Source organism: Dyadobacter sp. SG02 (assembly GCF_900109045.1).
In the GTDB taxonomy this organism is placed as follows: Bacteria; Bacteroidota; Bacteroidia; order Cytophagales; family Spirosomataceae; genus Dyadobacter.
In genome coordinates this window covers 140,101-164,872 of record NZ_FNYL01000013.1, presented here as the reverse complement: position 1 = coordinate 164,872, position 24,772 = coordinate 140,101, and the positions used below count along the sequence as shown (strand labels likewise).

Here is a 24,772-nt window from a genome sequence, read left to right as displayed (position 1 = left end):
GAAGTAACCGTTAACTAATTAAACACATACTATTTAGATTAACTTCTTCTACATTTTTGCTTAGACATTAAAATTAATTCGATATTCCAAAGATTAATCTCAGTGTCATCTTCAATTCCTAACCGCAAAAATGACTTTTAAAGAACGCCTCAGCAACCTTTCCGGCAAACCGGACATTCTGATCATCATCACCGACCAGGAAAGGGCCACGCAACATTTTCCCGAAAACTGGGAGCAGGATAATCTTAAAACGCTCACCTTCCTGAAAAAGAACGGTTTCAGCTTCGATAGGGCATTTTGCAACACCTGCATGTGTTCGCCAAGCCGCTCGACGCTGCTGACCGGCCTTTACCCCGCCCAACACCACGTCACGCAGACGCTCACCGAAGGGGGCAGATATTCCCCGGCTGAAATCGAGCTGGACAATACATTGCCCAACATCGCCCGTATGCTTTTCGATGAGGGCTATGACGTGCAGTACCGCGGAAAATGGCACGTGAGCAAAGGTTCGGAAGGCGGGAGCCCGGCAGCTTCCGATATTGCGATGTACGGTTTCCGGGGCTGGATCGCGCCGGATGCGGGCGAGGATACGGCGCCCGAGAATTTCGGCGGCGGTTTTGCCAATCACGATAAGGCATATGTGCAACAAGCCATCGCATACCTGCAAAATGTACGGGAAAGAAGGCAAAAAGGCGATAAGCAGCCCTATTGCCTCGTGGTGTCGCTCGTGAACCCTCACGACGTGCTTTGTTATCCCAAAGGCTTCAACTACGGCTACGGCAACGATTTCCTGAATGGCCCGATCCAACTCCCGGCGACGGTAAATGAAGACCTGGCCAACAATGGCAAACCTTCGGCGCAGGCGCAGGTGAAGGCGACGGGCGCATTGAGCCTCGGCCCGCTCCATTCGCCGGAGAAACAAACGAACTACATCAATTTTTACGGAAACCTGCTAAGGGTAGTCGATACCGAGATCGGTTTCCTGATCAAGGAACTTTACCAGGAAGTGGAAGGCGGCAAGCTGGCCGACCAGGCGCTGGTGATCCGCATCGCCGACCACGGCGAAATGGGCATGGCGCACGGCGGTATGCGTCAAAAGGCATTTGTAGCCTACGAAGAGGCCACGCGCATTCCGATGGTCATCTCGAACCCGGTGTTGTTTCCGGAAGATGCGGATCATAAATCCACCGAAAACCTGGCTTCGCTGATCGACATTCTGCCGACGATCGCTTCCATGGCCGGTGCTACGGCACCTCAGGGTATCAGGGGCACCAGCCTCGTGCCGCTGTTCCAGGAAGACAAACCGGTGCAGGAAGCGCTCCTTTTCACTTTCGACGATACCAAAGCGAGCGCTTCCAACAAACCCAGCGTCGTAAAAGCAGCGAACCGAATCCGCGCAGTACGCACCAAAGACTGGAAATACACGCATTACTTCGACGCCCTCGGCGGCTATCCCGATGAATACGAGCTATACGACCTGCGCCAGCCCGACGCCACGGAATATGAAAACCTCGCCCACAAACCCGAATTCGCCGACGTGCGAAAGAAAATGGCATTGCTGCTGGAAGAACAGGTGCGGCAAAAGCTGCTGCTGAATCCCGAGCCGTTCGACAAGGAGGAGTTTTTGGAATGGTATGATCGGCAGGGGGAATAAGGGGGCCGACCGCCGGCTGTCGTCGGCGGTCATTCCTATTTTCAAAACGTCCATTTACGAACATAACACCTTCAATAACTAACTAATAATCAGTTACTTAAATAACAGGAACGAATTTTGCACGGACCGCTCCGAAACCCAAATCCGGACGCCCGATGCTTAAAAACTACCTCAAACTGGCTTTTCGTAACCTGGTTAAAGACAAATTTTACAGCCTGATCAACATTCTCGGGCTTACTATTGGTGTTACCTGCGGCATGTTGCTGTTTTTGTACGTGGTCGACGAGTTGAGCTACGACCGTTACCATGAAAAAGCATCGCGGATTTACCGGATCGTTTCGTACATCCGGGAGCCCGACAAAATCAACAAATGGGTGAGTACGCAGCCGCCGCTGGTCAAAACGCTGAAACAGGATTACCCTTTTGTCGAGAACTACGTGCGGTTTTTCCCGAATGGCCGCATGGCATTCCGGCAAGGCGAGCGCCGATTTTATGAGGAAGACATTTACGCCGCCGATTCCACGGTGTTTGAAGTTTTTACCTACAAATTCATAGAAGGAAACGCCAAAGCATTGCACCAACCCGGTAGCGTGGTGCTGACCCGGCACGTTGCCGAACGCTTTTTCGGTAAATCTCCTGCCGTCGGCCAGATACTTCAAACCAATGACACCACTTCCTACAAAGTCACGGGCGTAATCGAGGACGTTCCCAAAAATTCGCATTTCACTTTCAATGCATTGATTTCCCTTAACCCGTTCCAGCGCAATGCCGACGGCTGGGGAGGGTTTTATATCAACAGCTATTTGTTGTTGTCCAAAAATGCAGACCTGAAAAAACTGGAAGCAGGCTTTCCGGGCCTTTACGAAAAGTATATGTCCGGCATTTTCAAGCGAATGGGCATTCACATCACCTACCAGATGCAGCCGCTCACAAGCATTCACCTGCATTCCAAGTTCGACGGCGAGTCGAACGGGGATATCGGCTATGTATACACGTTCAGCGCGGTGGCGTTTTTCATGCTCCTCATCGCGAGCATCAATTATATGAACCTCGCGACCGCGCAATCGGCCAGGCGCGCGAAAGAAGTAGGATTGCGGAAAGTAATGGGCTCGTTGAAAGGTGCGCTCATTCGCCAGTTCCTCACCGAATCCATCCTGATCACGCTCATTTCACTGGTGTTGAGCCTTATTCTGGTAGCATTGCTGCTGCCGTTCTTCAATAATGTTTCGGGAAAAGCGATCAGCTATATGCAGTTGCTGAGCCCGCAATTCATGCTCATTGGCTTGGCGGTCGTCGTATTCACCGGGCTGGTCAGCGGCAGTTACCCTGCATTCTACCTGTCGTCGTTCGAACCGGCCAATGTATTGAAAGGAACGTTCAAGGCGCGGGGTGGCGGCTTTTTCAGGAAAGCGCTGGTAGTCACACAATTCTCGATTTCGCTGATCATGCTCATTTGTACGTGGATCGTTTACCAGCAGCTCAACTATATGCGGAACAAAGACATGGGCTACGACCGCGAGCAGGTGCTGACGATCGATTATCAGGACAACCAGCCGAGGGACAAATACAATGCATTCCGCAAAGAACTGCTCGATAACCCCAATATCCAGAGCGTCGCTTCCGCATCGGCGCCGGTCAGCAACATTGGTGGCAGGATCATTTTTACGGTCGAATCCAATACGGGAATGAAGGAAATGGCTTTCAAACCGACTGCGATCGACCACGATTACCTTCAGACAATGGGTATGAAACTCATTGCCGGTCGCAACTTTTCCGACGAGCTGCCTGCGGATACCGCCAACAGCGTGCTGATCAACGAAGCTGCTGTGAAACGGATGAACTGGAAAGAGCCGATCGGCAAGAAGATCATGCTCGGTACCGTCCCGGCCGACGGCAAGAACCCGCCGCCTACAACCCAGGTTGCGGGCGTCGTGCGTGATTTTCACCAGCAGTCGCTCTACAACCCGATCGAGCCGATGATCATGGTTTACCGCCGGGCCAATGGCGTGATCCACGTCAAAATCAAGACTCAGAATACGGCCGAAACCCTGGCTTACATTGGCAAAAAATGGCAGGAAACGTATCCCGGCAAGTTATTTGAATACCGTTTCCTCGACCAGGATTTCGAAAATGCCTACCAGGCCGACGAACTGCGCGGCAAGATCTGCACAACATTCTCTGCCCTCACAATCCTGATCGCCTGCCTCGGGCTTTTCGGTCTTGCTACATTCACCACCGAGCAGCGGGTAAAAGAAATAGGAGTGCGAAAAGTATTGGGCGGCTCGGTTTCCAGCGTGGTATTGCTGCTGTCCAAAGATTTCACCCGCCTGGTACTGTTCTCCTTCCCGATTGCGATACCGGTTGCCTGGTATGCGATGAACCGTTGGTTGCAGAGCTTCCCTTACAAGGCCGACATGAGCGTGTGGATTTTCATCGCTTCGTGCGTGGCAACGTTGCTGATATGTTGGTTAACAGTTATTTACCAATCCCTGAAAGCGGCGCTCGCCAATCCGGTGAAGTCGCTGCGTTCCGAATAAGGCATTGAAAAACAGCTCATTGCATTTTCAGCCGTTCTTCTTCGAGGTCGATCAGGAATAGCTGTTCGCGGATGATTTCTTCGTCCATCGCAGGGTCCTTATTGGCCTCGACAATGTATTCACGCTGACTTTCGAGCATTTCGAGAAAGATCAGTTTGGTTTTATGGTTCATCCAGTCGTCATCCGAAGCTTTGAGCTTTTCTTCCCAATGCTGCAAAAGCTTGCGCATACCATCGTGGCGATCGAAATCCCGTTCGTACTTGCTGCGCAGGAATGTGTACGTATGCTCGCGCAAGCCTTGTTTGAGGCGCTTGCGCATGGTTTCGGGCGACTCGCCGGCTAAACGGTCGAATATGTTGGACCGTTCGATCATTAAGGGTAACGTAAGGCCCTGTACCAGCAATGTGAGGAGGATCACCACGAAAGTGATGAAAAGGATCAGGTTCCGGTAAGGGAATTCGGTGCCATTGTCCAGCACGACCGGTATCGATAGCGCCGCCGCCAGCGACACCACGCCTCTCATACCCGTCCAACCAAGGAAAACCGGGATGAGCCACTGCCTTCGCCGCGAGCTTGTGCGGGGCACGACGCCCGGCCGGAATAGCATCGTGGCGAGCATCGCGGCATAGGAACTGATCATTCTCGCGGCGACCAGTACCACGGTGACCAATATGCCATAACCGATCGCCGTCTGCAATGGTATACCCTTCAATCGCAGCCCTTCCACGATTTCGGGCAATTCCAGGCCGATCAGCAGGAATACAATGCCGTTCAGAATAAATACAAAGCTTTCCCAAACGCTATAACCCCTGATCCGGCTGGAACTGCTGAGAAATTGCAGGCGCCGGTTGGCCATAAACAGCCCGCCGGTCACGACAGCCAGTACGCCGGAGCTGTGTAGTTGTTCGGCTATCCAATAGAGAAAGTACGGTTCGATCAGGGTAAATGCGATATCCGACGGCGCATCCGTAGGCAAGCGCCGGTGCGCCTGCACAAAAAACCACCCCAGCAACAGCCCGATCCCCACACCGCCGATCACCATCCACAGGAAACTCAGCGTCGCGTCCTGCCACACGAATTGCCCCGAACCGACCGCCAGCAATGCAAAACGGAAGATAATCAGCGACGAAGCGTCGTTCAGCAGGCTTTCCCCTTCCAGAATGGCCGAAGTCGATGTCGGTATCTTCACAAACCGGGTAATAGCCCCGATACTGACCGCATCCGGCGGCGATACAATGCCACCCAGCAGAAAGCCCAATGCGAGCGTAAAACCCGGGATGAAATGGTTGGCCACTATCGCAACGGACAACGCAGTAAAGAAGACTACCAGAAAGGCGAAACTGCTGATAATCCGCCACCACTTCTTCATTTCCTTGAAAGAAATCGACCAGGTCGCTTCGAACAGCAGCGGCGGAAGCATGATGAAAAAGATCAGGTCCGGGTCGATTTTAACCACAGGCAGGCCCGGAACAAGGCTCGTCAGTAACCCCGCGATGACCAGTAATATCGGGTAAGCGACCCGCAACTTGTTGGCCAGCATGCCCAGCAGGACAACCGCGGCAACCATCGCCAGCAAAAACGGTAAAATACTATGCATGAAAAAACGGGGTTTCTTAATCATGCAAAATAGAAAAAACGCGCTGAATCAAACGGTCTTTCTAAACCTAATTCCCCGGTATTCTGTTGGTGACTATGAGGCACGCAGCATTGTAGTGCGCAAAAGCCGGGCCTTCCTATATCAGCAAATTGGAATGAAAACCTATAATTACAGCAATAATACCGGCAAAGCGGTGCCAGTGAAAGCGTGGTGGTTTTACGTGGCACTGGGTAGTTTCATGCTCTCCTGCAAAGTGAGCGTACCGGCAGAGCACGATGGCAAAGCGGCTTATAACGACCTTACCTCCCGCGGCGGCGACTCGGCGGCCGTGGCGCGGCGTTACATCGGGCTTGAAAACACCGTCAATTTCAGGGACCTCGGCGGGCTGAAAACCAAAGACGGCAGGACCGTCCGGAAAGGGCTCATTTACCGTTCCGACAACCTGTCGAAGCTGGAACAGGACGATTTCGGCGCATTCAATGCATTGCGCATTGGCACCGTGTACGACCTCCGTACCGACCATGAGATCGAAGGAAAGGAAGATCGTTTGCCCGCGAACGTGCGCTATATGCATACGCCTGTCGTGCAGGACAATGCGGGGGAAATCAAGGGATTGAAAAAGCGCGTGCTCAACGGGGAAATCACCGAACAACAGGCCCGCGACATGACCGCCAGGTTCTACGCCGACGCGGTTACCGTCAACATCGGCAGTGTTAAAAGTATTTTGAAACAGATAACCAGCTCCGACCAGCCGGTGCTTTACCATTGCTCGGCGGGAAAGGACCGGACCGGCATCATTTCCGCATTGATCCTCTCGATCGTAAATGTCGACCGGCAACTCATCGTGGACGACTTTATGGTTTCCAACTACTACCGCCGCGCCCGGGCCGAAAAGACGCTGGGTAAGGCGAAGCTCGGCCGCATTATCAAACCGAAACTGAATATGGATGCCATTGAAATCCTTTCGACCGTCGACGAAAGTTTCATCCATGCCACATTCAACGCCATCGACAGCACCTACGGCGGCATGGAGCCATTTATAGAAAAGGAACTGGGTATCGACAAAGTGGCGCGACGGATGCTGATTGAGAAATTCACCGAGTAATCATTTCCCTTTAAATCAGATGTAGGGAGTACGGGCGGGTATCGCGAATGCTTTTGTATATATTGGATACAAAACCGTTTGCACCCCTTTCATGACCGCTCCTCAACCCAAAATCCGTTTCATTGCCATCGACGACAATCCCCTTGACCTCCTCTTTCTGAGCGAGATGGTGAAAGCGTATCCTTTTCTGGAAAATTGCGGCACATTTACCAACCCGCTGGAAGGTTACGAGGCGCGGCAATACCTCAAACCCGACCTGGTTTTCCTCGACATCGAAATGCCCGCTTTCACCGGCATCGAGCTGCTGCGGAAGTTCAGGGACGAGGTGCCTATGGCCGTTTTCATCACTTCCCATCCCGATTTCGCCCTGGAAGGTTTCGAGCTCTCGGCACTGGATTATGTGCTCAAACCGATCATGGAAGAACGCTTTGCCGTAACCGTGGCGCGGATCAGGGAGTTTTGGGAAATGCGGCAGAAATCGCAGGCGTACGAGGTGCTTTTCGAGCGGGAGACGATGACGATCAAGGAAGGGCATAATGTGGTAAAGCTTTCGCAGCGCGATATTGTCTACCTGGAAGCCATGCAGGATTATACCAAAATCGTAACGCCCGCAAAGAACTACCTCACACTTTCTACGCTCTCCTGTTTCATGGAACAGCTGCCCTCCGACCGCTTCATGCGCGTACACAGGAGCTATGCGGTCGCGCTCGGGCAGGTACGCGAGCTCCGGCCCGCCGAACTCGTATGCGGCAGCGCCGTGATCCCGATCGGCAAGACGTATCGCCCAATCGTTTCAAAACTGAAAATGTAGGAGATGAGAAAGCATTTACTGACCATTATCGTCCTCCTATCGATCGGCACAGGAGCATTTGCCCAGCATATCCCGGATCTTTCGACCTATAAAACTCCGGACGCGAAGCTCAAAAGGCTGGTCGCGATCTGCGATTCGCTGACACTTCATGAAAAACATACGGCACTGCACACCGCCGCGCAATATGGCATCCGCATTACGCCGCCGACGGATCTGAAACACCTCGCCTATTTCCATTACCGGCTCGGGTATGCCCTGGAAACCACTTCCCAATCCGACAGCTGTTTCCTGATGCATGAAAAGTCGCTGGAATATGCCAAAAAGGCCCGCGACACGCGGCAAACTGTGCTGACACTCGACCGGCTGCTGTTTTTATACAACAATGTGGCAGGATATAAAGCGAAATCGGAAGCCGCGCTGAAAGAGGCGCTGGCGATGATCGATACGCTCGGCAACCCTGCGGACAAGATCGAGCTGTATTCTTCCGTGCAAAACTATTACAGCACCCGCGGCGAGTATGAAAAACAGATCCGCTACCTGCTCGAATCCATTGAATTCAAGAAAAAACTGATTGCCGAAGGGAAAGCCAAAGACCGGGAATATGTCGTTTCCGACCTCATGAACCTCGGCGAACTGTACATCGAATTGCAGCAAGGTGAAAACGGCATCCGGTACAGCCAGGAAGCGCGCAGCTATATGGTGAGCAATACCGACTATCGCAACCACTATTACAAAGATATGACCGACGCCTACCTCCTGCTCCGGCAGCCGGACATGGCGCGAAATTACTACGACAGCCTCTCGGCTATGCTCGAACCAGGCAATATCCAGCCGCGCCGCCGGGGCAACAAAATCGCCGCAGACCTCGGTTTTACAGATTATTATCTCAATATCAACAAACCCGACAGCGCCGAAATCTACATCAGGCGCGCAGCGGGCCTCGCGGAGAAATGGGCGCCCGAATACCTGTTCTCGCAGGTGCGCTACATGCAGGGGAGCGTGTATTACGCGCAGGGCCGGTACCGGGAAGCGTTGCCGATGTTGGTAGCCTCAGAGGATATGATCCGCGACTTCGGCCAGCAAATGTATGTGGCGCTGCTGCAATCCATTGCCCGTTGCTATGCCGCTACCGGCGAATGGAAGAAAGCCTATGCATATTACGACAAATATGCGCCCATGCGCGATTCGCTTTACCTGGAATCGTCCCGGAAAAGCATTGCCGACGCGGAAGCATTGTACCAAAACAAGGAAAAGCAGCGGGAGATACAGGTCAAAAACCTGCAAATCGACGAGGCACAAAAACAGCGGATCTGGCTGCTCTCCGGACTCGCATTTGTGACCCTTTCGCTCGTGCTGCTGGGCATTATTTACCGCAACAAACGCCGCACGGCCGCTTTGCTCGACAACAAGAACCGTGAGCTCGGCCGGTTGATTTACGAGCTCGAAGAAGCCAACCGCACCAAAGCGAAGCTCTTCGGCATCATCAGCCATGACCTCCGTTCGCCGATCAACCAGGTGTACCAGTTCCTGAAACTCCAACAGCTGAACCCCGATCTGCTTAACACTACCCAAAAACAACAGCTCAGCGAAAAGATACAAACCGCCACCGGCTCATTACTCGAAACGATGGAAGACTTGTTGCTCTGGTCGAAAACGCAAATGAACCAGTTCCAGCCAAGCATAGAGTCCGTGCACATTGCGCAGGTAACCGACCAGTGCCTCGGCCTGCTGCATTTGAATACCGACGCTAAACAATTGCAGGTCGAACGGGGCATTCCGGAGGAAGCAATGGCCGAAACCGATCCCTATTATCTGCAAACGATACTCCGGAATCTGCTCCAAAACGCCGTTAAAGCGGCGGACGAGCAAAGCATTGTGCGCCTGACCTGGAACGAAGCGGAACGGGAACTGCGCATTGAAAACTCCGGACCCGCTTTTACACAGGAGCAATATGAGCTCCTCCTCGACCAACCCGACCGGCAGAACGGCCTTTCGGGGCTCGGATTGAGGCTGGTGGATGAGCTTTCGGCCAAATCCGGGCTGGGCGTGCGGTTCGAAAATCCGGCGGAAGGCATTACACGAACGGTGATAAAATTCACCTGAGCGAAAAAATTGCTTACTATTGCGTATGAAAAGTACCGTACTATTGGCCTTTCTGGGCGCATTGCTGGCCGTATCCGGATGTATTAAACCGGAAGCGGAAAACATGGAGGCCGATATTCTGGTGATGACATTACCCGATTCCGTACTGATTTCCCCGCCTTCGATTACCAATACCAGCGTCTCGGCATTTGTCAATTTCGAGAAGCTCAACATTAAGGCAGTTTCGCCGCAGTTTACCCTCACGGAAGGGGCGAGCATCCAACCGGCATCGGGCACGCCCCAGGATTTTTCCAAACCTGTTACTTACACCGTTACATCCGAAGACGGCCACTGGAAGAAGGAATACCGGGTAAGCCTGCTGCAAAACGTAGCTCCGGACAATTTTATGTTCGAAAACTGGACGGTCAATCCCGATGGCAACTATTATATTCCCTATGAACTGGTAGAAACAGAACATCAGAATATCTGGGCGTCGGGCAACAGTGGTTTCTCGCTGATCGCCCCGGAAAAACGGCCGGAGGCCTACCCTACCCAGCGCAGTACCGATGCCAGCCAGGGAACATATGCCGCTTACCTCGAAACCAAATCCACCGGCGCATTGGGGGCGATCGTGGGCATGCCTATTGCGGCCGGAAACCTTTTCCTGGGCAGTTTCGACGGCGCCAAGGCATTGACTGCACCTTTGGAAGCGACCATTTTCGGCATTCCTTTCAATAAAAAACCATTGCGGCTGACCGGCTCGTACAAATATGTGTCGGGTGGCGCGGTCACCGACAAAACAGGCAAGCCCGTAACGCCCGAACGCCAGGATCTTTGCGACATTTATGCCGTCCTCTTCAAATCCTCCCCTGAAAAGCCATTCCTGAACGGTGCCAACGTGCTTACCGATCCCAGTGTGGTGGGCATTGCTCAGTTAGCATCCGGCGCTTCTACGGCAGGGAACGGCTATCAGCCATTCGACCTTACTTTTAATTACAAATCAGAAGTGAACCCGGATGACCTGGCCTCATTTGCCTATAAAATCGTAGTTGTATTTTCTTCCAGCAAGAATGCCGCCGTTTTTGAAGGCGCTGTGGGAAGCAAGCTGTATATCGACGACGTGAAGGTCGTTACGCAATAGTATTCCAAAATGAGCCCGATGAAACGTCTCCCCCTGTTGATCCTCTTGCTGGCATTTGCGCTCGAAACCACGGCCCAGAACGGAAAAAAGGTTTCGTTCAATGTCCGGGCGGGATTCTCGATCGGGGCGGCGGCGCCTGCTGGCATACCGGCGTCGATCCGGAAGATAGAATCCTACCATCCCGGGTTCCGGCCTTCTCTGGAAGCGAAATTAGGTTACCGGTTTTCCACCCATTTCGGCTTGGCTACCGGGCTGCGTTTTGAACAAAAAGGCATGACCACCGAAGCCCGCGTCAAGGCTTACTATACTACATTCAATGAAGAGGGCGCCAACGGCACGGAGTCGGTAACCGGCTATTTCACGGGTCGTGTTAAAACAAAGGTCAAAAACAGCTACCTCACGCTTCCTTTGCATTTGACCTATCACAACAATAGTGCATTCACTTTCAAAGCGGGCGGATTTGTATCGTTGCTGCTCGATAACAACTTCTCGGGCGACGCGCGTGACGGGTACATACGCAGCGAGACGCCCGTGGGCGAGCGCGAGGATATCGACGCCGCTACCTACGATTTTTCGGAAAACGTGCGGCGGATCAATGCCGGTGTCGAAATCGGTACCGACTACCGCATTAGTTCCGGCCTTTTCGCCTCCGCAAACCTGAACTACGCATTGACGCCATTGATGGAACCCGGCTTCCGGAGCATCGATTTCGGCATGCACAATATTTACCTTAACCTCGGAATCGGCTACCGGTTTCACTGAACGCTAGCAAATACATTATGAAATCACAATTTTTGTCAGGCCTGTTGCTTACCGCATTGCTGTACTCCTGCGCAGGCAGCAAACCCGGCCCGGCTGCGGGCTCCAAGGCCGTGGAAGTAGGAATAGACCTGGTCAACGTCGATGCCGACCGCGTGCGCGTGACTGTGAGGCCACCCGCGCAAACAGGCGACGTAGCCACCTATAATTTCCCGAAAATCATCCCCGGCACCTACGCCATCGCCGATTACGGCCGGTACGTGCAAGACATTCAGGCATTTGATAAAAAGGGCAAGGCATTGAAAGTCACCCGAACCGACTCGAATACCGTCACGATTTCACCCGCGAAAAAAATCGCCCGCATTTCCTACCTGGTAGGCGACACATTCGATACGGAGGTCGAAAGCGATCCTTTTTCCGAAAACAGCAAGACCATTTTCTCACCCGCGGGGACCAATATCGAGGCCGGGAAGCATTTCCTGCTCAATATGGCCGGGTTTGTAGGCTATTTTTCAGGACAAACCGAAACACCCTACCGCATTACCGTTTCGCATCCTGAAACCCTCTACGGCACCACGGCGCTCACGGATACCGACAACGATACCCGCAAAGACGTGTACCAGATCCCGCGCTACCCGGATGTGATCGACAATCCGGTAATGTATGCCGCGCCGGATACATTCTCTTTCAAGGTCGATGGAATGGAAGTGTTGCTGGGCATTTACTCCCAGCGCGGGAAAACGCACGCTTCCGCATTGAAGCCGGATCTGGAAAAGATGATGCGTGCGCAGAAGAAATTCTTAGGGAAAATCAATGATACGCCTAAGTACGCGGTGCTTACCTACATATCGTCGGGCGCCAATGACGACGCCAAGGGCATCGGTGCATTGGAGCATAATGCTTCCACCACGGCGGTTTTCAGGGAGCCTATGAAAAGTAAGGACTTGATCCACGTCATCAGCCACGAGTTTTTCCATACCATCGCCCCATTGAAAGTGCATTCGAAGGAAATTCATTATTTCGATTTCAATGCGCCCAAAATGAGCCAGCATTTGTGGTTCTACGAAGGTGTTACCGAATATTTTTCCAACCTTTTCCAGGTTAACCAGGGCTTGATCGGCGCGGATGCTTTCTATGATCTGATGGCTAAAAAGGTGGAGCAATCGCAGTCGTATTCCGACAGCCTTTCGTTTACAGAAATGAGTCGTAATATTCTCGATCCCAAGCTGAAACCTCAATACCCGAATGTGTATGAAAAAGGCGCACTCATTGCCATGTGCCTCGATATCGTGATCCGCGAAAAAAGCCAGGGACAACGGGGATTATTATGGCTGATGGGCGAACTATCCCAGAAATACGGCCCGCAAAAACCCTTCGACGACGCCGAGCTGATCCCCGTCATTACACAAATAGCAGGCCCGGAAGCGGGTGCGTTTCTCGACAAGCACGTAGTCATGGGCGAACCGATCCGCTATGAAGATTTTGTCGGCAAAGTAGGCCTTAAAAAGCAGACAATACCTTTCCCCGAACCCATTGTATTCCTGCGTAACGACGTCATTTACATCAAACCCGACGCCTCGCGTACCCACGTACTGGCGCACATTCCCGACGACCAAAACGAATTTTACAAAAGCCTGGGCATTCAGGACAACGACGTGTTCGTGGAATTCAACGGGATACCGGTAGACCCGAAAAACCTGATGGCGCTCGTATACCTCGGTTACGACCTCGACGAGGGCAGCCCGATCACCGTGAAAGTAAACCGAAACGGCCAGGATATGGAGCTAAAAGGCACTGTGAAACTCAATTACAAAGACGGCGACGGCTTCCGGTTCAGCGACGATTCGAAGAAAACACTGAATGAGGCCTGGCTGAAAAACTAGGCATTCGATTGCCTGTGTGCACGGGACGTCATAGAATCTCGATATACCCTTCCGTTCCGTGCACTCTTATTTGTTGACCGTCCGCGATCAGCCGGGTCGCATTATCTACTCCCACCACCGCCGGTAACCCGTATTCGCGGGCAATGACGGCTCCGTGGGTCATCAACCCTCCTACTTCGGTCACAAGGCCCTTGATGGCTACGAACAGCGGCGTCCAGCTCGGGTCTGTGAATGCGGTGACCAGAATATCGCCCGGTTCGAGGTCTGCGTCTTCCATTTTCAGCACCACTCGTGCACGTCCTTCGATCACGCCTGCGGAAACGCCCAGGCCCGCAATGGCGCCCTCAGGCAGGTTTTCATGGCTATGCTTACCCGTCACAACTTCACCGTCCGAGGTCATCACACGCGGCGGCGTCAGTTTTTCAAAATGCCTGAATGCCTCTTTTCGCTCGTTAATCAGCTCGTAATCTGCCTTCCTTGTCACGATCGCCTCGCGTATTTCTTCGAAACCGAGGTAGTAAATATCTTCCTTTTCGTCAAGTACATGAGCCTGCTCCAACCTCGCCGCCTCTTCCATCAACGCTTTTTTGTAAACAAAATACCTGCTTACAATGGCATATTTGGGGTACTCCCGGTAACCAGCCAGGCTCCGAAGCAAACCAATCATCCGCCGGGTTTCCTCCGCTTTCTGTTCGCCGTCGGGTAGCTGTCGCAAGCGGTCGAGCAATTCCGCTTCTTTCCGGGCGGCTTCCTCCCGGCCCTGTTCGAATTTCAACTTCCCGGCGCCGGGCGCCTGGTTTCGGATATTACTCAGGATCAATGGAATGAGAATAGCAGGCCGCTCGCTCCAACGGGTTCTCGTAATATCGATTTCCCCCGCGCAACGCATTCCATATTTATCCAGAAACCCGCTGATCGCCTCCAAAGCCGCCGTTCCGCCGGGCAGCGTGGCCAACCCTTCCGGAAATTGATCACCATCAACCTCCCGCAAATAGTTAATTACCTCCGGGTAAGGCCGGATCGCATCCGCCACATCCAGCAGCGACAGGCCCATTTCCGACGTGACATTGTGCGGTACCGATTGTGAAAGCGCGTCGGCGACGTTCTTTTCTCCCAACCATTCATTCATCTTTTCATTGATCCAGAAAGCCCCATTCATCGATGTCACGAGTACACCGAAACTTTGCGGATCGGCCTGACTCTTTCTTTGCTCGAAATCTTCCAGAATGAAATCGATCAGTTCGGTACCTGATTTTGCGCGGATATTCTCACTTAATGCGCTGATCGACGTTTCACTACGCGCGATCAGCTCATGGACTATGGAAGGATCGTAGGCATTGAGGGTGAAAAAATCATGCGGCGGGGGTCCCTGCGACGGTCGGGCGGTAGCTGCGTCTTCCGCGTTAATGGAAATAAAATCCCCGCGTTCCAGAATTTCCGTCACGGCTGTCTTCACTAGCGGATCGGACTTTCCGAGCACCTCCATGACCACCCTCCTGCTCGCGGGCGACGCCAGGTCCTGCGCCACGTCCACGAACATGCGCCCACCCGCCACATGCATACGGCGCGGGCCCGTAAGCTGCCACGCTTCCAACCCAAGCGGCTTCATCGCGTCGGTCATCATTTGCTGGTGACCTACCGAAACATACAAGTGATTTTCGCCGTCTTTGGCTATCGGAATCGGGAATAATGTCGTAATCGGCCGGCTTTGCACAATATACAGTTCGTTTTCCGCCAGGCACCACTCGATATCCTGCGGCCAGCCGAAATGCGCTTCGATTTTCCTGCCGATCCGTTCGAGTTGCAAAACCTGATCGTCCATCAGGGTTGGCAGGTTTTGTTCATCCGTGGCGATCTCCTGCTCATGCGTGCCGCCCTCGCGCAGCCCGTGGATAGCAAGTTTCTTAGACACGATCTTCTTTTCGACGACCGCTCCGCCTCGTACTTTGTAAACATCAGCATCCACCAAACCCGAAACCAGCGCCTCGCCAAGCCCGAAGCCGGCGTCGATAGAAGTGACTTTTCTGTGGCCGTTGACGGGGTCTGCGGTAAACAAAATCCCCGATGCCTGCGGAAAAACCATCCGTTGTACTACCACCGCCAAGCTCACCTTCGCATGATCGAAGCCGTTTTGTATGCGATATGTAATCGCCCGGTCGGTAAACAAAGACGCCCAGCATTTGCTGACATGCTTCAAAACCGCTTCGCTTCCCATTACATTCAAATAGGTATCCTGCTGACCCGCAAAAGAGGCGTTCGGCAAATCCTCCGCCGTCGCACTCGACCGGACTGCATAGGCATTGTCCCGCCCAAGCTTTGCAACATACCGGAAGATCTCCGTTCGGATCATCTCAGGCACCTCAGTTTTTTCAATCGCCCCGCGAATCGCTTTCCCTACGGCAGCAATTTCGCTCCTGTCCGCGACCGTCAAATGCGCCATCCGTTCCAGCAAATCGTCGATTCCGGCATCCTCCACAATCTGCCGGAAAGCTTCGGTGGTAATGCAAAAGCCATCCGGTACACGAATACCGGCGATCCCGGCAAGCTCTCCCAGGTTTGCGCCTTTCCCCCCGGCCGTTGCAATGGCCGACTTATCAATCTCCTGAAAACCAAGTACGTAGATGCTCATTTTACGAATTTTTAGGATTGAGTTTGCTAGTTGTTTCATTCATTACTTCAATCGCCTTCAAAAAATAGCTTTCGATTACTGCAAGTTCCGTCTCCGAAAAAGAGGCCATTACCTGCTCCGATTGGGCCCTGAACTCCTTATAAAGCGGTTCAAAAACGGCCATGACTTTTTCAGTATTCGGCTCTACGATGACCTTCCGTCTGTCGCCCTCGCCAAACCGCCGTTTGACAAAATCTTTCTGTTCAAACCGGTCGATCAGGCCCGTAACGGCGCCGGTAGTAAGGCCGGTGAGCGCAGAAAGCTCCCCGGCAGTCATTTGTCCCTTCTGGATAATGAATCCCAGATACTTGTGATCAGTACCCGAAAGCCCGGCCTGCCGCCCGATGGCTTCGTGCATCTGGATAGAGTCGAATGCATACTGCTGGCTGAGTTTCCGCAAGCGGTCGAGCGTTTCCTGGTCCATATTTATCTTTGTTTCTAAATATCTTAGTGACAAAGATATTTTATTTAAATGGAATGTCAAGCCTTTGGTGCTTTTTATTCAGCGAAACAAAAAATCCCCGCCAGGACCAGCTGGCAGGGATTATGGTTTATTTTTTGATGTAAAACCTTACTTCCGTATAATTTTAAATACCTTTTCGTGACCTTCCGAAGCCATTTTGAGCAGATAGATTCCCGGGGCAATGTCTGTTGACGAAAGGTTAATCTCCTTTTTCTGAACCGTTCCGTCGGCCAGCACGTGATCCGTAAAAACGACCCTTCCGGCCACATCCGAAATACTAAACTTCACCACGTTACCGGCCTTCCCACCAAATTCGACGAAGATTTTTTCCTTTGCCGGGTTCGGGAACACCTTCCATTCCGCTTCACCGTCGAAACTAACCGAACGAATGGTAGAATATTCGAAACCGGCGTCGCTACCGTCCGTCGCGCGGTCGATCATTTTCAAACGATAATAGCCTGGGCCGGTCGTCAAAGGGAAATAGTCCGTGAATGAATAGGCCGATGACCCGGAAGTACCTCCCTTGCCGGGCACCTCGCCGATTTTTAAGAACATTTTTTTCAACAGGCTTTCCTTATCCCTGGCCACCTCGATTTCGAAATGGCTGAAATCCTTCTCTTCCGCTGTTTGCCATTCGAGGAGCACGGATTTTTTGTTTTCTACGTCCACCCGGGGTTTGGCGGAGAAATTGGCTAGGGTGACGGGCATAGGATTGCCGAGTCCCAGGAAGTCTTTCGCCAGCCAGAATTCGGAGAAGCTTTTAGTTTGGAATTCAACGTAGTAGCCGTTCCGGTAAGGCACTATTTTGATGGCCGACTTTGGATAATAAGTCCATTTAGAAGTGGCATTGTTAAGTAAACTCCCGTCTTCATTGACTCCCGAGTATTGGCTCACCGTTAAATCATACGCCGAGCCTGGCTTTGAGACACCCGTTTTGTCCGGGGCTGCAAGCATGCTCTCTACCTCTTTGTCGGTGAAATAAATACGTACGCCGACGGGTTCCGGATAACTCATTTCTCCTGTGGCGACAGTATAACTTCTTGGCAGATAGAATTGACTATTTGTGGAAGGAATCTTGTCCTCCATGATAAATGACTTTAGGACAGCTCCTTCCAAGACTTGATTTTTGGGATTGAGCGACATATATACCCCTTCCAGGCTCCGAAAATAAGTCCACCAATCTCCATAGACCTGATTGATCGTAAGTGAATCGTTCGGCGGATCGGTTTTAGCGATACTATCGTAGAAGTCGGAATAGTAGACGTGAAAATCGTCGATCGCGACACCTTCCCGGGTGCCCGAGGACCCGGCTCGAAATCCGAATCTGAAACGTATCTTACCGCCGCCATAAAATGCCTGGTCAGTAGCCACATGCCACCGTGTGTAGTCCTGCGCATTCCAGGCCAACTGCGCACCATCAGGCGTATTGTACCAGTTAATGCTATTTTCATCTCCATTGACCCTGTACCAAACATCTCCCGTGCTATATTCTAAAAAGATCAGGTCACAAGAATTTTCATTGCATGGCTCCATGTCCATGGAGATGCTGAAACTGATCATCGGCCATCGGCCAAAAGTTTGCAGATCAAAGCAGGGAGAATATAGGTAAGAGATTCCCTCATTCCGATATGGTCCGGTGAGATTCGTTTTCCAGGCGTTCCGACCACTGGCAGCGCTTTTGACCTTGGTGGAAGCAGGATGCCCAAACTGCCAGGCCGAATTGGCCCCTACGGTAAACCACCCTCCCTGGCCATTCTCGAAATTTTCCAGATAAGGAAGTGTCTGTACCGGAGGGGGAATATTTATCAAGAGGCGGGCCGAGTCATTCTCTCTGTTGAAGTCGTAATCCCTGCTGATCATTGCTTTAACGACATGGTCGCCTGCTGAAAATAAATCTGACTCGAAAGTGAACGTGTAAAGGGTGTCCCTACCTGCTTTGACGACCGGGACATTGCCTCGATACACTTCGTTGCCATCGACAGTCATTTGCAAGAGAAGCTGAATAAAATCATCGGGTCCATTATTTTTTACCACTACACCAAACTCGTGAGGACCGCTGCTGCATATGGAGAGTGCCGGTGGAACTATCCGCGACACCTCCGCATCGTTCTGCACGGCGACTATTTGTATGTCGTCAATCGTGTAGCCACCTGCCGAAGCCTGTCTAATCACTCTCTGCCGCCACATAACCTGGACGGTTGCAGTCAAACTCTGGGAATTACGTTTCAGCAAATCGCTTACACCTATGGTTGCGCGTACAAAGCCCCTGTCGGTAACGGCATTCTCAGCGCTGTTATAGTCGAAGGCAAAGATCCACGGGTCAGTATCGTTTCCGCGTATAAAAACACCTTCCTCTGCACGTGCCCAGGTATCACCGCCCCGGCGAAACCGGAAAGAAAGCTGGATTTCATCTTTCCGAATGTCATATCCGGCGAGATTATAAGTGCCACGTGCTTCGGTCATGTACGCGGGCATATTTGTCCGGAGGCTATCCGTATCTATCGTAAGCGCCTTCACTCCGGAATATGAGAGGCCTGGCTTTACATAGGTCCTCAACCTGCCATAGTTATCCTGTGACGTAAAATCGTATTTATCCGCGTTGGCCAGACCACTGGTACCGATATGTACGGTCTGATCCGTGACAAACTCAAAATCTTCCGTGTAAGGCAATACCAGCGGAGGGTTGGCGAGCTGTTTGATGATGGTTGTCCTGGTGTTGTTAGTCGTAACAAGGTCGCCTTCCAGTTTTACGAAAAAGCTCACCGGATAAGTGCCCACGGCTTGAAAGTCGGCAGTTTTGTTGAAAGTGTATTGCAAATACTCCCCCGCCGACATACCCGAAGAGATAGTTTCCCAGTGAATTGCGGAACCCGCCCCACCGATCGAATAGCCGACCTCAAACGAGCGGGTAATAGGTTGATCATCAAGGTTCCGGACACCTATTATGACCTGCTGAGGATCGGACAGGCTGGTCGTTGTCAATGCTCTCCCGGATTTGACCGGTGAAATGATCGAGTCTATCGCGATGTCATTATCTGAAATTGCGCCCGCACAGGTACCGTTATCGGGTTTTCTGCGAACCGCAACAGCCCTTCTCCCCGGAACGCCGTTGATCCTCGGGCGAACCGAAATATATTGTAAGGAATCACGCGACAAATCACTGAACGTATATTTCAATGCGGATGTAGTTGCCACAGACTTCATTTCTGTTCCCTGCAATCGCATCACCTCATAGTCGGACGCGCCGCTTACAGGCGTCCACTGCACAGCCACATAACCCGGACATTGTACCGCTGCAAGGGAAATCACCGGAACCGGCATGATCGAGAATGTCCCGCTTTCCGTGACAAGGCCTGTTTCGTTCTGGATCAGTCTTATTTTAGCCGTTGCCGTAGTTGCGTCGGGCACAGTCCAGCTAAGTTGATTGCTTCCGGCCGGCACGGCTGCATCAATCATCGTCCAGGTACCCCCATTATTCAGCGAGTAGGCCACCGCAAATGTACTCGCAGGATTTCCGTAGCTATCCCAGGAAATATAAACGGCACCCCCCTTTGTAAAATGTTCATTACCAATCGGATAAGCAAGCTTCGTCGATTTTTCGATAATATCGTAAACGAGAAAAAATTCCTGCGGGCCCGATGGAATTTTTGTACCTTTCACCCTCAATGTGTAGGTACCGGCATCCGGATTTTCTATGACAATCTGCTCGACATTGTTGACAGAATCCACGCCGGCAACAGCTGGAATCGTCGGAGTTGAAGCATTGGGTATGAGGGGTAGTAATTTGGTTCCGTTCGGCCGCGATGCTTCCAGATCGAGGTTATTCACCAGCGATCGCCCCGCCAGTGGAGAAGCCGGCAGATCATTCCAATAGAGTATTGTCTTCACCAGCGCAGTACCCGGAGGAACGGTGAACTGAAATTCACTCGTTGCCTGGTGGGCTAGCGTCCCATTCCAATAATGCCCCTTATCGATCATGGTTACAGACCGAAACAGGTTCATCAACCCAAAACCATAGCTGAAATCTGGACCGGCCAGGCCCTTGTCGGATGCCCCGTTGCAAAGCAATGCTTTTATCAGGCCATTCCTTGGATTTTGCTGATTATGCAGTTGCCGGTATCGTTGGTAAAGCAATGCCGCCCCACCCGTCACAGCCGGCGCGGCCATACTGGTTCCCGACGCATCGTCGTACATATCGCCGGGCATAGTGGAAAAAACGGAAGTTCCCTGCGCAACGATATCGGGCTTAATCCTGCCGTCTTTTACAGGGCCCTTGCTAGACATTAGCGCGATTATTTGCGTGACGGCCGTCTCTCCGACGCTAATTATATTTTTCGCGGAAACATAATCGCCCAGGACATTGCCAAATCCTGCCGGAACCCCATTACAGGCAGGAGCCCTCCGCTATTTCCCGCCGCAAAAACATGCAGCAGGTAGGGTAGCTCATTTTCCTGCTTGTCGAGAAGACTGGAATAGCTGGAATATTCGCCGAAACCTGGACAAGAACCACCTGTTGAGGGAGAGCCATATGAGTGATTGGCCACTACCATCCCGAAATCGCGAAACAGTTCTTCAGCCTGATCTAAAATACTGCTTGAATACCGTGTGACGATCGATGCCTTGGGTGCATACCCCTTATACTTTTCATTCACAATACCGGCACCGGCCGCTGTGCCGGTTACATGGACGCCGTGCCAATAATTCCCGGATACGGTATTGCTTACGACTCGGCGGTTGATATCCGCGTGAATATTAGGATCACTAAAATCCCCAATACCAATCACCACTCCTTCACCATCCAGCTTAACCCCGGAAGGCAATCCTGCCGCCAGCATATTTGCCCGGGTACTAGCAGTGCTCTTATCGTTTAAAGGTTCACCGGGCGCAGCTACCGGCTCGATATATTGCAGCCATGGCAATGCAGCCAGGTATTCCAGGCTATCCTTTCCCAACCGTACATCGAGCATTTCGTACTGACTGAGGGAATCCGAAACGATTTGAAAATGAATACTTTGAAGCTCTTTCCGAACATCCGCCAATGCAACCGAACGCGGATAGCTGATGCGTACATCCAGCTTTCCGGGCATCTTCGTGACATGTGCCGGAAGATTGGGTCCTGTTAAAACCGGATGGATCTTCTGACCGGGCTCTAATTCGATCACCGACCTGGCATTCAAAGAATTTAATAATGCAACATCCGGCTCTCCGTGCAATACGGCCGTATACGCGTTCTCGGGAATGTATTCGAGCAGCTCTATCCCGGCATTTCTCAACCGGCTCACCACTTGTTCGCCGGGTATGCCGTAGAACTGAATGATCACCAGCCTCCCGATTTCAGGCGATGCATTTGCCCGAAGCCCCGCACGGCCCGCCTTACCCGACAAATTGGCCGGAGGATCGATCGTCCCGTTTTTTAAATACAGTTTAAAATCCTTATTCCCCTGTGCGAAAAGGGTGTTGCTAAACCAAAGCAGGACAATTGGCAGATGCCAACAGCAGAATTTGAACAAACGCATACGGAGAGAGGAGATTCGAATACTAATCTTCAAATCTAGAAAATCTTTTTGTCGACTCCTCGTTACATCGCGTTATTCTGCCCTCAATGATACCACCGGGTTGACCAACGCGGCTTTAATGCTCTGGAAACTGATGGTACACAGCGTAATAGCCATCGCACCAAAGCCCGTCGCGGCGAAGATCCACCAGGACGGCTCAATGCGGTAGGTGTATTTTTCCAGCCAATGTCCCAGTAAATAATAAGCTACCGGTGTGGCCAATGCGAAGGCGATTGTTACGAGCAGGATAAACTCGTTCGACAACAGCTTCCAGACGTTGAACACCGACGCGCCGAGCACTTTCCTGACGCCGATCTCGCGCGTGCGCTGCTCGGCGATGAAGGACGACAGGCCGAAAAGTCCCAGACAGGAAATCAGGATGGCCAGCACCGCGAAGAAGTAGGCCAGCTTCCCGACGCGCTCTTCGGCGGCGAATTTCAATGCATAATCCTCATCCGCGAATTTGTATTCGAAAGGCGCGAGCGGGATCAGTTTCTTGAATACGGCCTCGATGCGGGGCAGCGCTTCGCTCACGCTCATGTTAGGGTTAATGCGGATATGCATCCAGTTGGGGCCTCCGTGCGCTTTAATCATAAACACCGTCGGGTAAGTAGGCTCGTAGGGCGATTCCATGATTACGTCTTTGATCACGCCCAGGATACGGTAATGCATGACCGGCTGTTCCTGGAATTTCCAGGTTACCTCCTCGCCCACCGGGTCTTTGAGCCCCATATACTTCACCGCCGCCTCATTTACGACCATTCCCGACGAATCGGATGTCAGCGTCTCGGAAAAGTCCCGGCCTTGCACAAATTGCCAGCCTACCGTCCGCCCATATTCGGAACTGACCATCAGCGTGCCGAAGCTTTCATCGGCTGCCGGGCTTTTACCACGCCATTCGAACCCGCCGTTGCCGGACCATACTTCCGTTACTTTTCCCATGGATTCGGCGATGTCGGTTACCGCGCCGGTGCGCCGGAGTTCGTTTTTGAGCAATTCGTGTTTGCCGTAAAAATCCCCCGACTTCATTTCGACCATCAGCAGTCCCTCCCGCGTGTAGCCCGCAGGCCGGTTTTTGGCAAACTGGATCTGCCGGAATACGATAATGGTACCGATCACCAATGTTACCGATACGGTAAATTGCAGAACGACAAGCACTTTCCGGGGAACCGAGGCGAAACGTCCGGCCCGGAATGTGCCTTTCAATACTTTCACCGGCTGAAACGACGACAGATACAATGCCGGATAACCTCCCGCGAGCGTACCTGTGAGCGCGATAAATCCCAGGCTCGCGGCCCAGAACCCGCCATTCGTCCACGGGATCGACATTTGCTTCGCTGCCAGTTCATTAAACCACGGTAATGCGAGCGAAACGGCCCAAAGCGACAACAGGAATGCCATGATCACCACCAAAAACGATTCACTGAAAAACTGGTTCACCAGCTGCTTTCGCATCGAACCCATCGACTTGCGGATTCCTACCTCCTTCGCCCGTTTTTCCGAGTGTGCGGTGGAAAGGTTCATAAAATTAATGCAGGCCAGAAGCAGCACAAATGTGCCGATAATGCTGATCAGCCACACCATTTGCAGCGGGCCTTTATCGGGCTGGCCGCGTTTGAAATTATGCAGATGCCAGTCTCGCATCGGCAACAGGAATACCTCCGGTTTGTTTTTCGCAACTTCCGGAAACGCCGCCAGGTTTTTCATTTCGGCATTCTTGATATCCCCGGCGAGCTGCTCCGGATCGACGTCGGGACGAAGCTCGACGTAAATTTTCATGAAATGATTCTGCCAGTCCGTCATCGCCCGCTCCCTGATCCACGGATTATCGAGCTCCCATAGCGCGAATGGCGCCAGGAACCGCACCTGGTTGAACTGGGCATTCTGGGGCAAATCTTCATACACGCCCGTCACCTTCACATCCAGCTTGTTACTGATTTTCACGGCCCGGTTCACCGGATCGACGTTCCCGAACAATGCCAGCGCGGTCGATTTCGAAAGCATGACAGAATGCGGGTCGCGCAGGCCCGCCCGCGTACCGTACACCATGCGTAACGTGAGCATTTCCGGCGCCTCGGGGTCCATGAACAGTCCCGAGCGCGAAATCTTGCTTTCTCCTGCCGACAATACATAATCAACATCCCAGGAAGCGCTCACAATGTGTTTGAAATACTCCTTGTAATGGGTTTTAAGCTCCGTCATCAGCGGATATTGCACGGACGAATTAATCCCGACCCCGTGCTCACCGAACTCGCGCGAGCGTACCTGCGCAATGCGCCCGTAATTTTCATGATAGGTATTAAACGACAGCTCGTCGTAAACCCACAGCCCGATCAGCATGGCCACCGCCATACCCGCAGCGAGCCCGCCGATGTTGATAAATGAATATGCCCGGTTTCTGGCCAACTGGCGAAGCGCGATTTTCAGGTAATTGCGTAGCATGGGGTCCGTACAGGTTAGACGTGATCAAGAGGTTGTCAGGAAATAGTCAGGTGAGCTCAGGAATAGTCAGGTGTT

General features: G+C 52.3%; 14 protein-coding genes. 8 read left to right on the top strand and 6 right to left on the bottom strand.

The window, feature by feature from the left end; all coding sequences use genetic code 11:
* The first annotated feature begins 130 nt into the window (after positions 1-130).
* Both BMW93_RS26660 and BMW93_RS26655 read left to right on the top strand, forming a co-directional pair.
* The gene (locus BMW93_RS26660; protein WP_090383616.1) at positions 131-1,654 is read left to right on the top strand and encodes a sulfatase-like hydrolase/transferase; all 1,524 of its coding nucleotides are present in this window, start codon (positions 131-133) and stop codon (positions 1,652-1,654) included.
* 155 nt (positions 1,655-1,809) lie between these two features.
* Positions 1,810-4,191: an ABC transporter permease gene (locus tag BMW93_RS26655; protein WP_090383613.1), complete on the top strand. Its 2,382-nt coding sequence runs from the start codon at positions 1,810-1,812 to the stop codon at positions 4,189-4,191.
* A 16-nt stretch (positions 4,192-4,207) separates the two neighbouring features.
* Here the strand turns inward: BMW93_RS26655 and BMW93_RS26650 are convergent, their stop codons facing one another.
* Positions 4,208-5,788 carry a Na+/H+ antiporter gene (locus BMW93_RS26650; protein ID WP_090383610.1) on the bottom strand — a complete coding sequence of 527 codons (1,581 nt, stop codon included), beginning with the start codon at positions 5,786-5,788 and terminating at the stop codon, positions 4,208-4,210.
* 154 nt (positions 5,789-5,942) lie between these two features.
* Here BMW93_RS26650 and BMW93_RS26645 point away from each other — a divergent pair, with 154 nt between their 5' ends.
* From BMW93_RS26645 to BMW93_RS26620, 6 genes are all read left to right on the top strand, one after another.
* On the top strand, positions 5,943-6,893 hold the full coding sequence (locus BMW93_RS26645; protein WP_090383845.1) for a tyrosine-protein phosphatase: 951 nt from the start codon (positions 5,943-5,945) through the stop codon (positions 6,891-6,893).
* A 91-nt stretch (positions 6,894-6,984) separates the two neighbouring features.
* Complete coding sequence (locus tag BMW93_RS26640; RefSeq protein ID WP_090383607.1) at positions 6,985-7,704, top strand: LytTR family DNA-binding domain-containing protein; 720 nt, start codon at positions 6,985-6,987, stop codon at positions 7,702-7,704.
* 3 nt (positions 7,705-7,707) lie between these two features.
* A complete protein-coding gene (locus BMW93_RS26635; protein WP_090383604.1) occupies positions 7,708-9,807 on the top strand; it encodes a HAMP domain-containing sensor histidine kinase in 2,100 nt (699 codons plus the stop codon).
* A 25-nt stretch (positions 9,808-9,832) separates the two neighbouring features.
* Complete coding sequence (locus BMW93_RS26630) at positions 9,833-10,927, top strand: PCMD domain-containing protein (protein ID WP_090383601.1); 1,095 nt, start codon at positions 9,833-9,835, stop codon at positions 10,925-10,927.
* Between the two features lie 18 nt (positions 10,928-10,945).
* Entirely contained in the window at positions 10,946-11,689 is a 744-nt protein-coding gene (locus tag BMW93_RS26625) for a porin family protein (RefSeq protein WP_177194205.1), read from the top strand.
* Between the two features lie 17 nt (positions 11,690-11,706).
* Complete coding sequence (locus BMW93_RS26620) at positions 11,707-13,569, top strand: hypothetical protein (protein WP_090383595.1); 1,863 nt, start codon at positions 11,707-11,709, stop codon at positions 13,567-13,569.
* Positions 13,570-13,597: 28 nt separating this feature from the next.
* On the opposite strand, the gene rph is transcribed toward BMW93_RS26620, so the two are convergent.
* The 5 genes from rph to BMW93_RS26595 all read right to left on the bottom strand — a co-directional run bounded on the left by rph (position 13,598) and on the right by BMW93_RS26595 (position 24,697).
* Entirely contained in the window at positions 13,598-16,198 is a 2,601-nt protein-coding gene (gene rph / locus BMW93_RS26615; protein WP_090383592.1) for a rifamycin-inactivating phosphotransferase, read from the bottom strand.
* A gap of 1 nt (position 16,199) precedes the next feature.
* Positions 16,200-16,661: a MarR family winged helix-turn-helix transcriptional regulator gene (locus BMW93_RS26610; protein WP_090383589.1), complete on the bottom strand. Its 462-nt coding sequence runs from the start codon at positions 16,659-16,661 to the stop codon at positions 16,200-16,202.
* Positions 16,662-16,808: 147 nt separating this feature from the next.
* Complete coding sequence (locus BMW93_RS36095) at positions 16,809-20,984, bottom strand: S8/S53 family peptidase (protein ID WP_090383586.1); 4,176 nt, start codon at positions 20,982-20,984, stop codon at positions 16,809-16,811.
* A gap of 41 nt (positions 20,985-21,025) precedes the next feature.
* The gene (locus tag BMW93_RS36090) at positions 21,026-22,216 is read right to left on the bottom strand and encodes a S8 family serine peptidase (RefSeq protein WP_090383584.1); all 1,191 of its coding nucleotides are present in this window, start codon (positions 22,214-22,216) and stop codon (positions 21,026-21,028) included.
* Positions 22,217-22,288: 72 nt separating this feature from the next.
* Positions 22,289-24,697, bottom strand: a complete 2,409-nt coding sequence (locus tag BMW93_RS26595; RefSeq protein ID WP_090383582.1) for an ABC transporter permease — start codon at positions 24,695-24,697, stop codon at positions 22,289-22,291.
* Positions 24,698-24,772 lie beyond the last annotated feature (75 nt).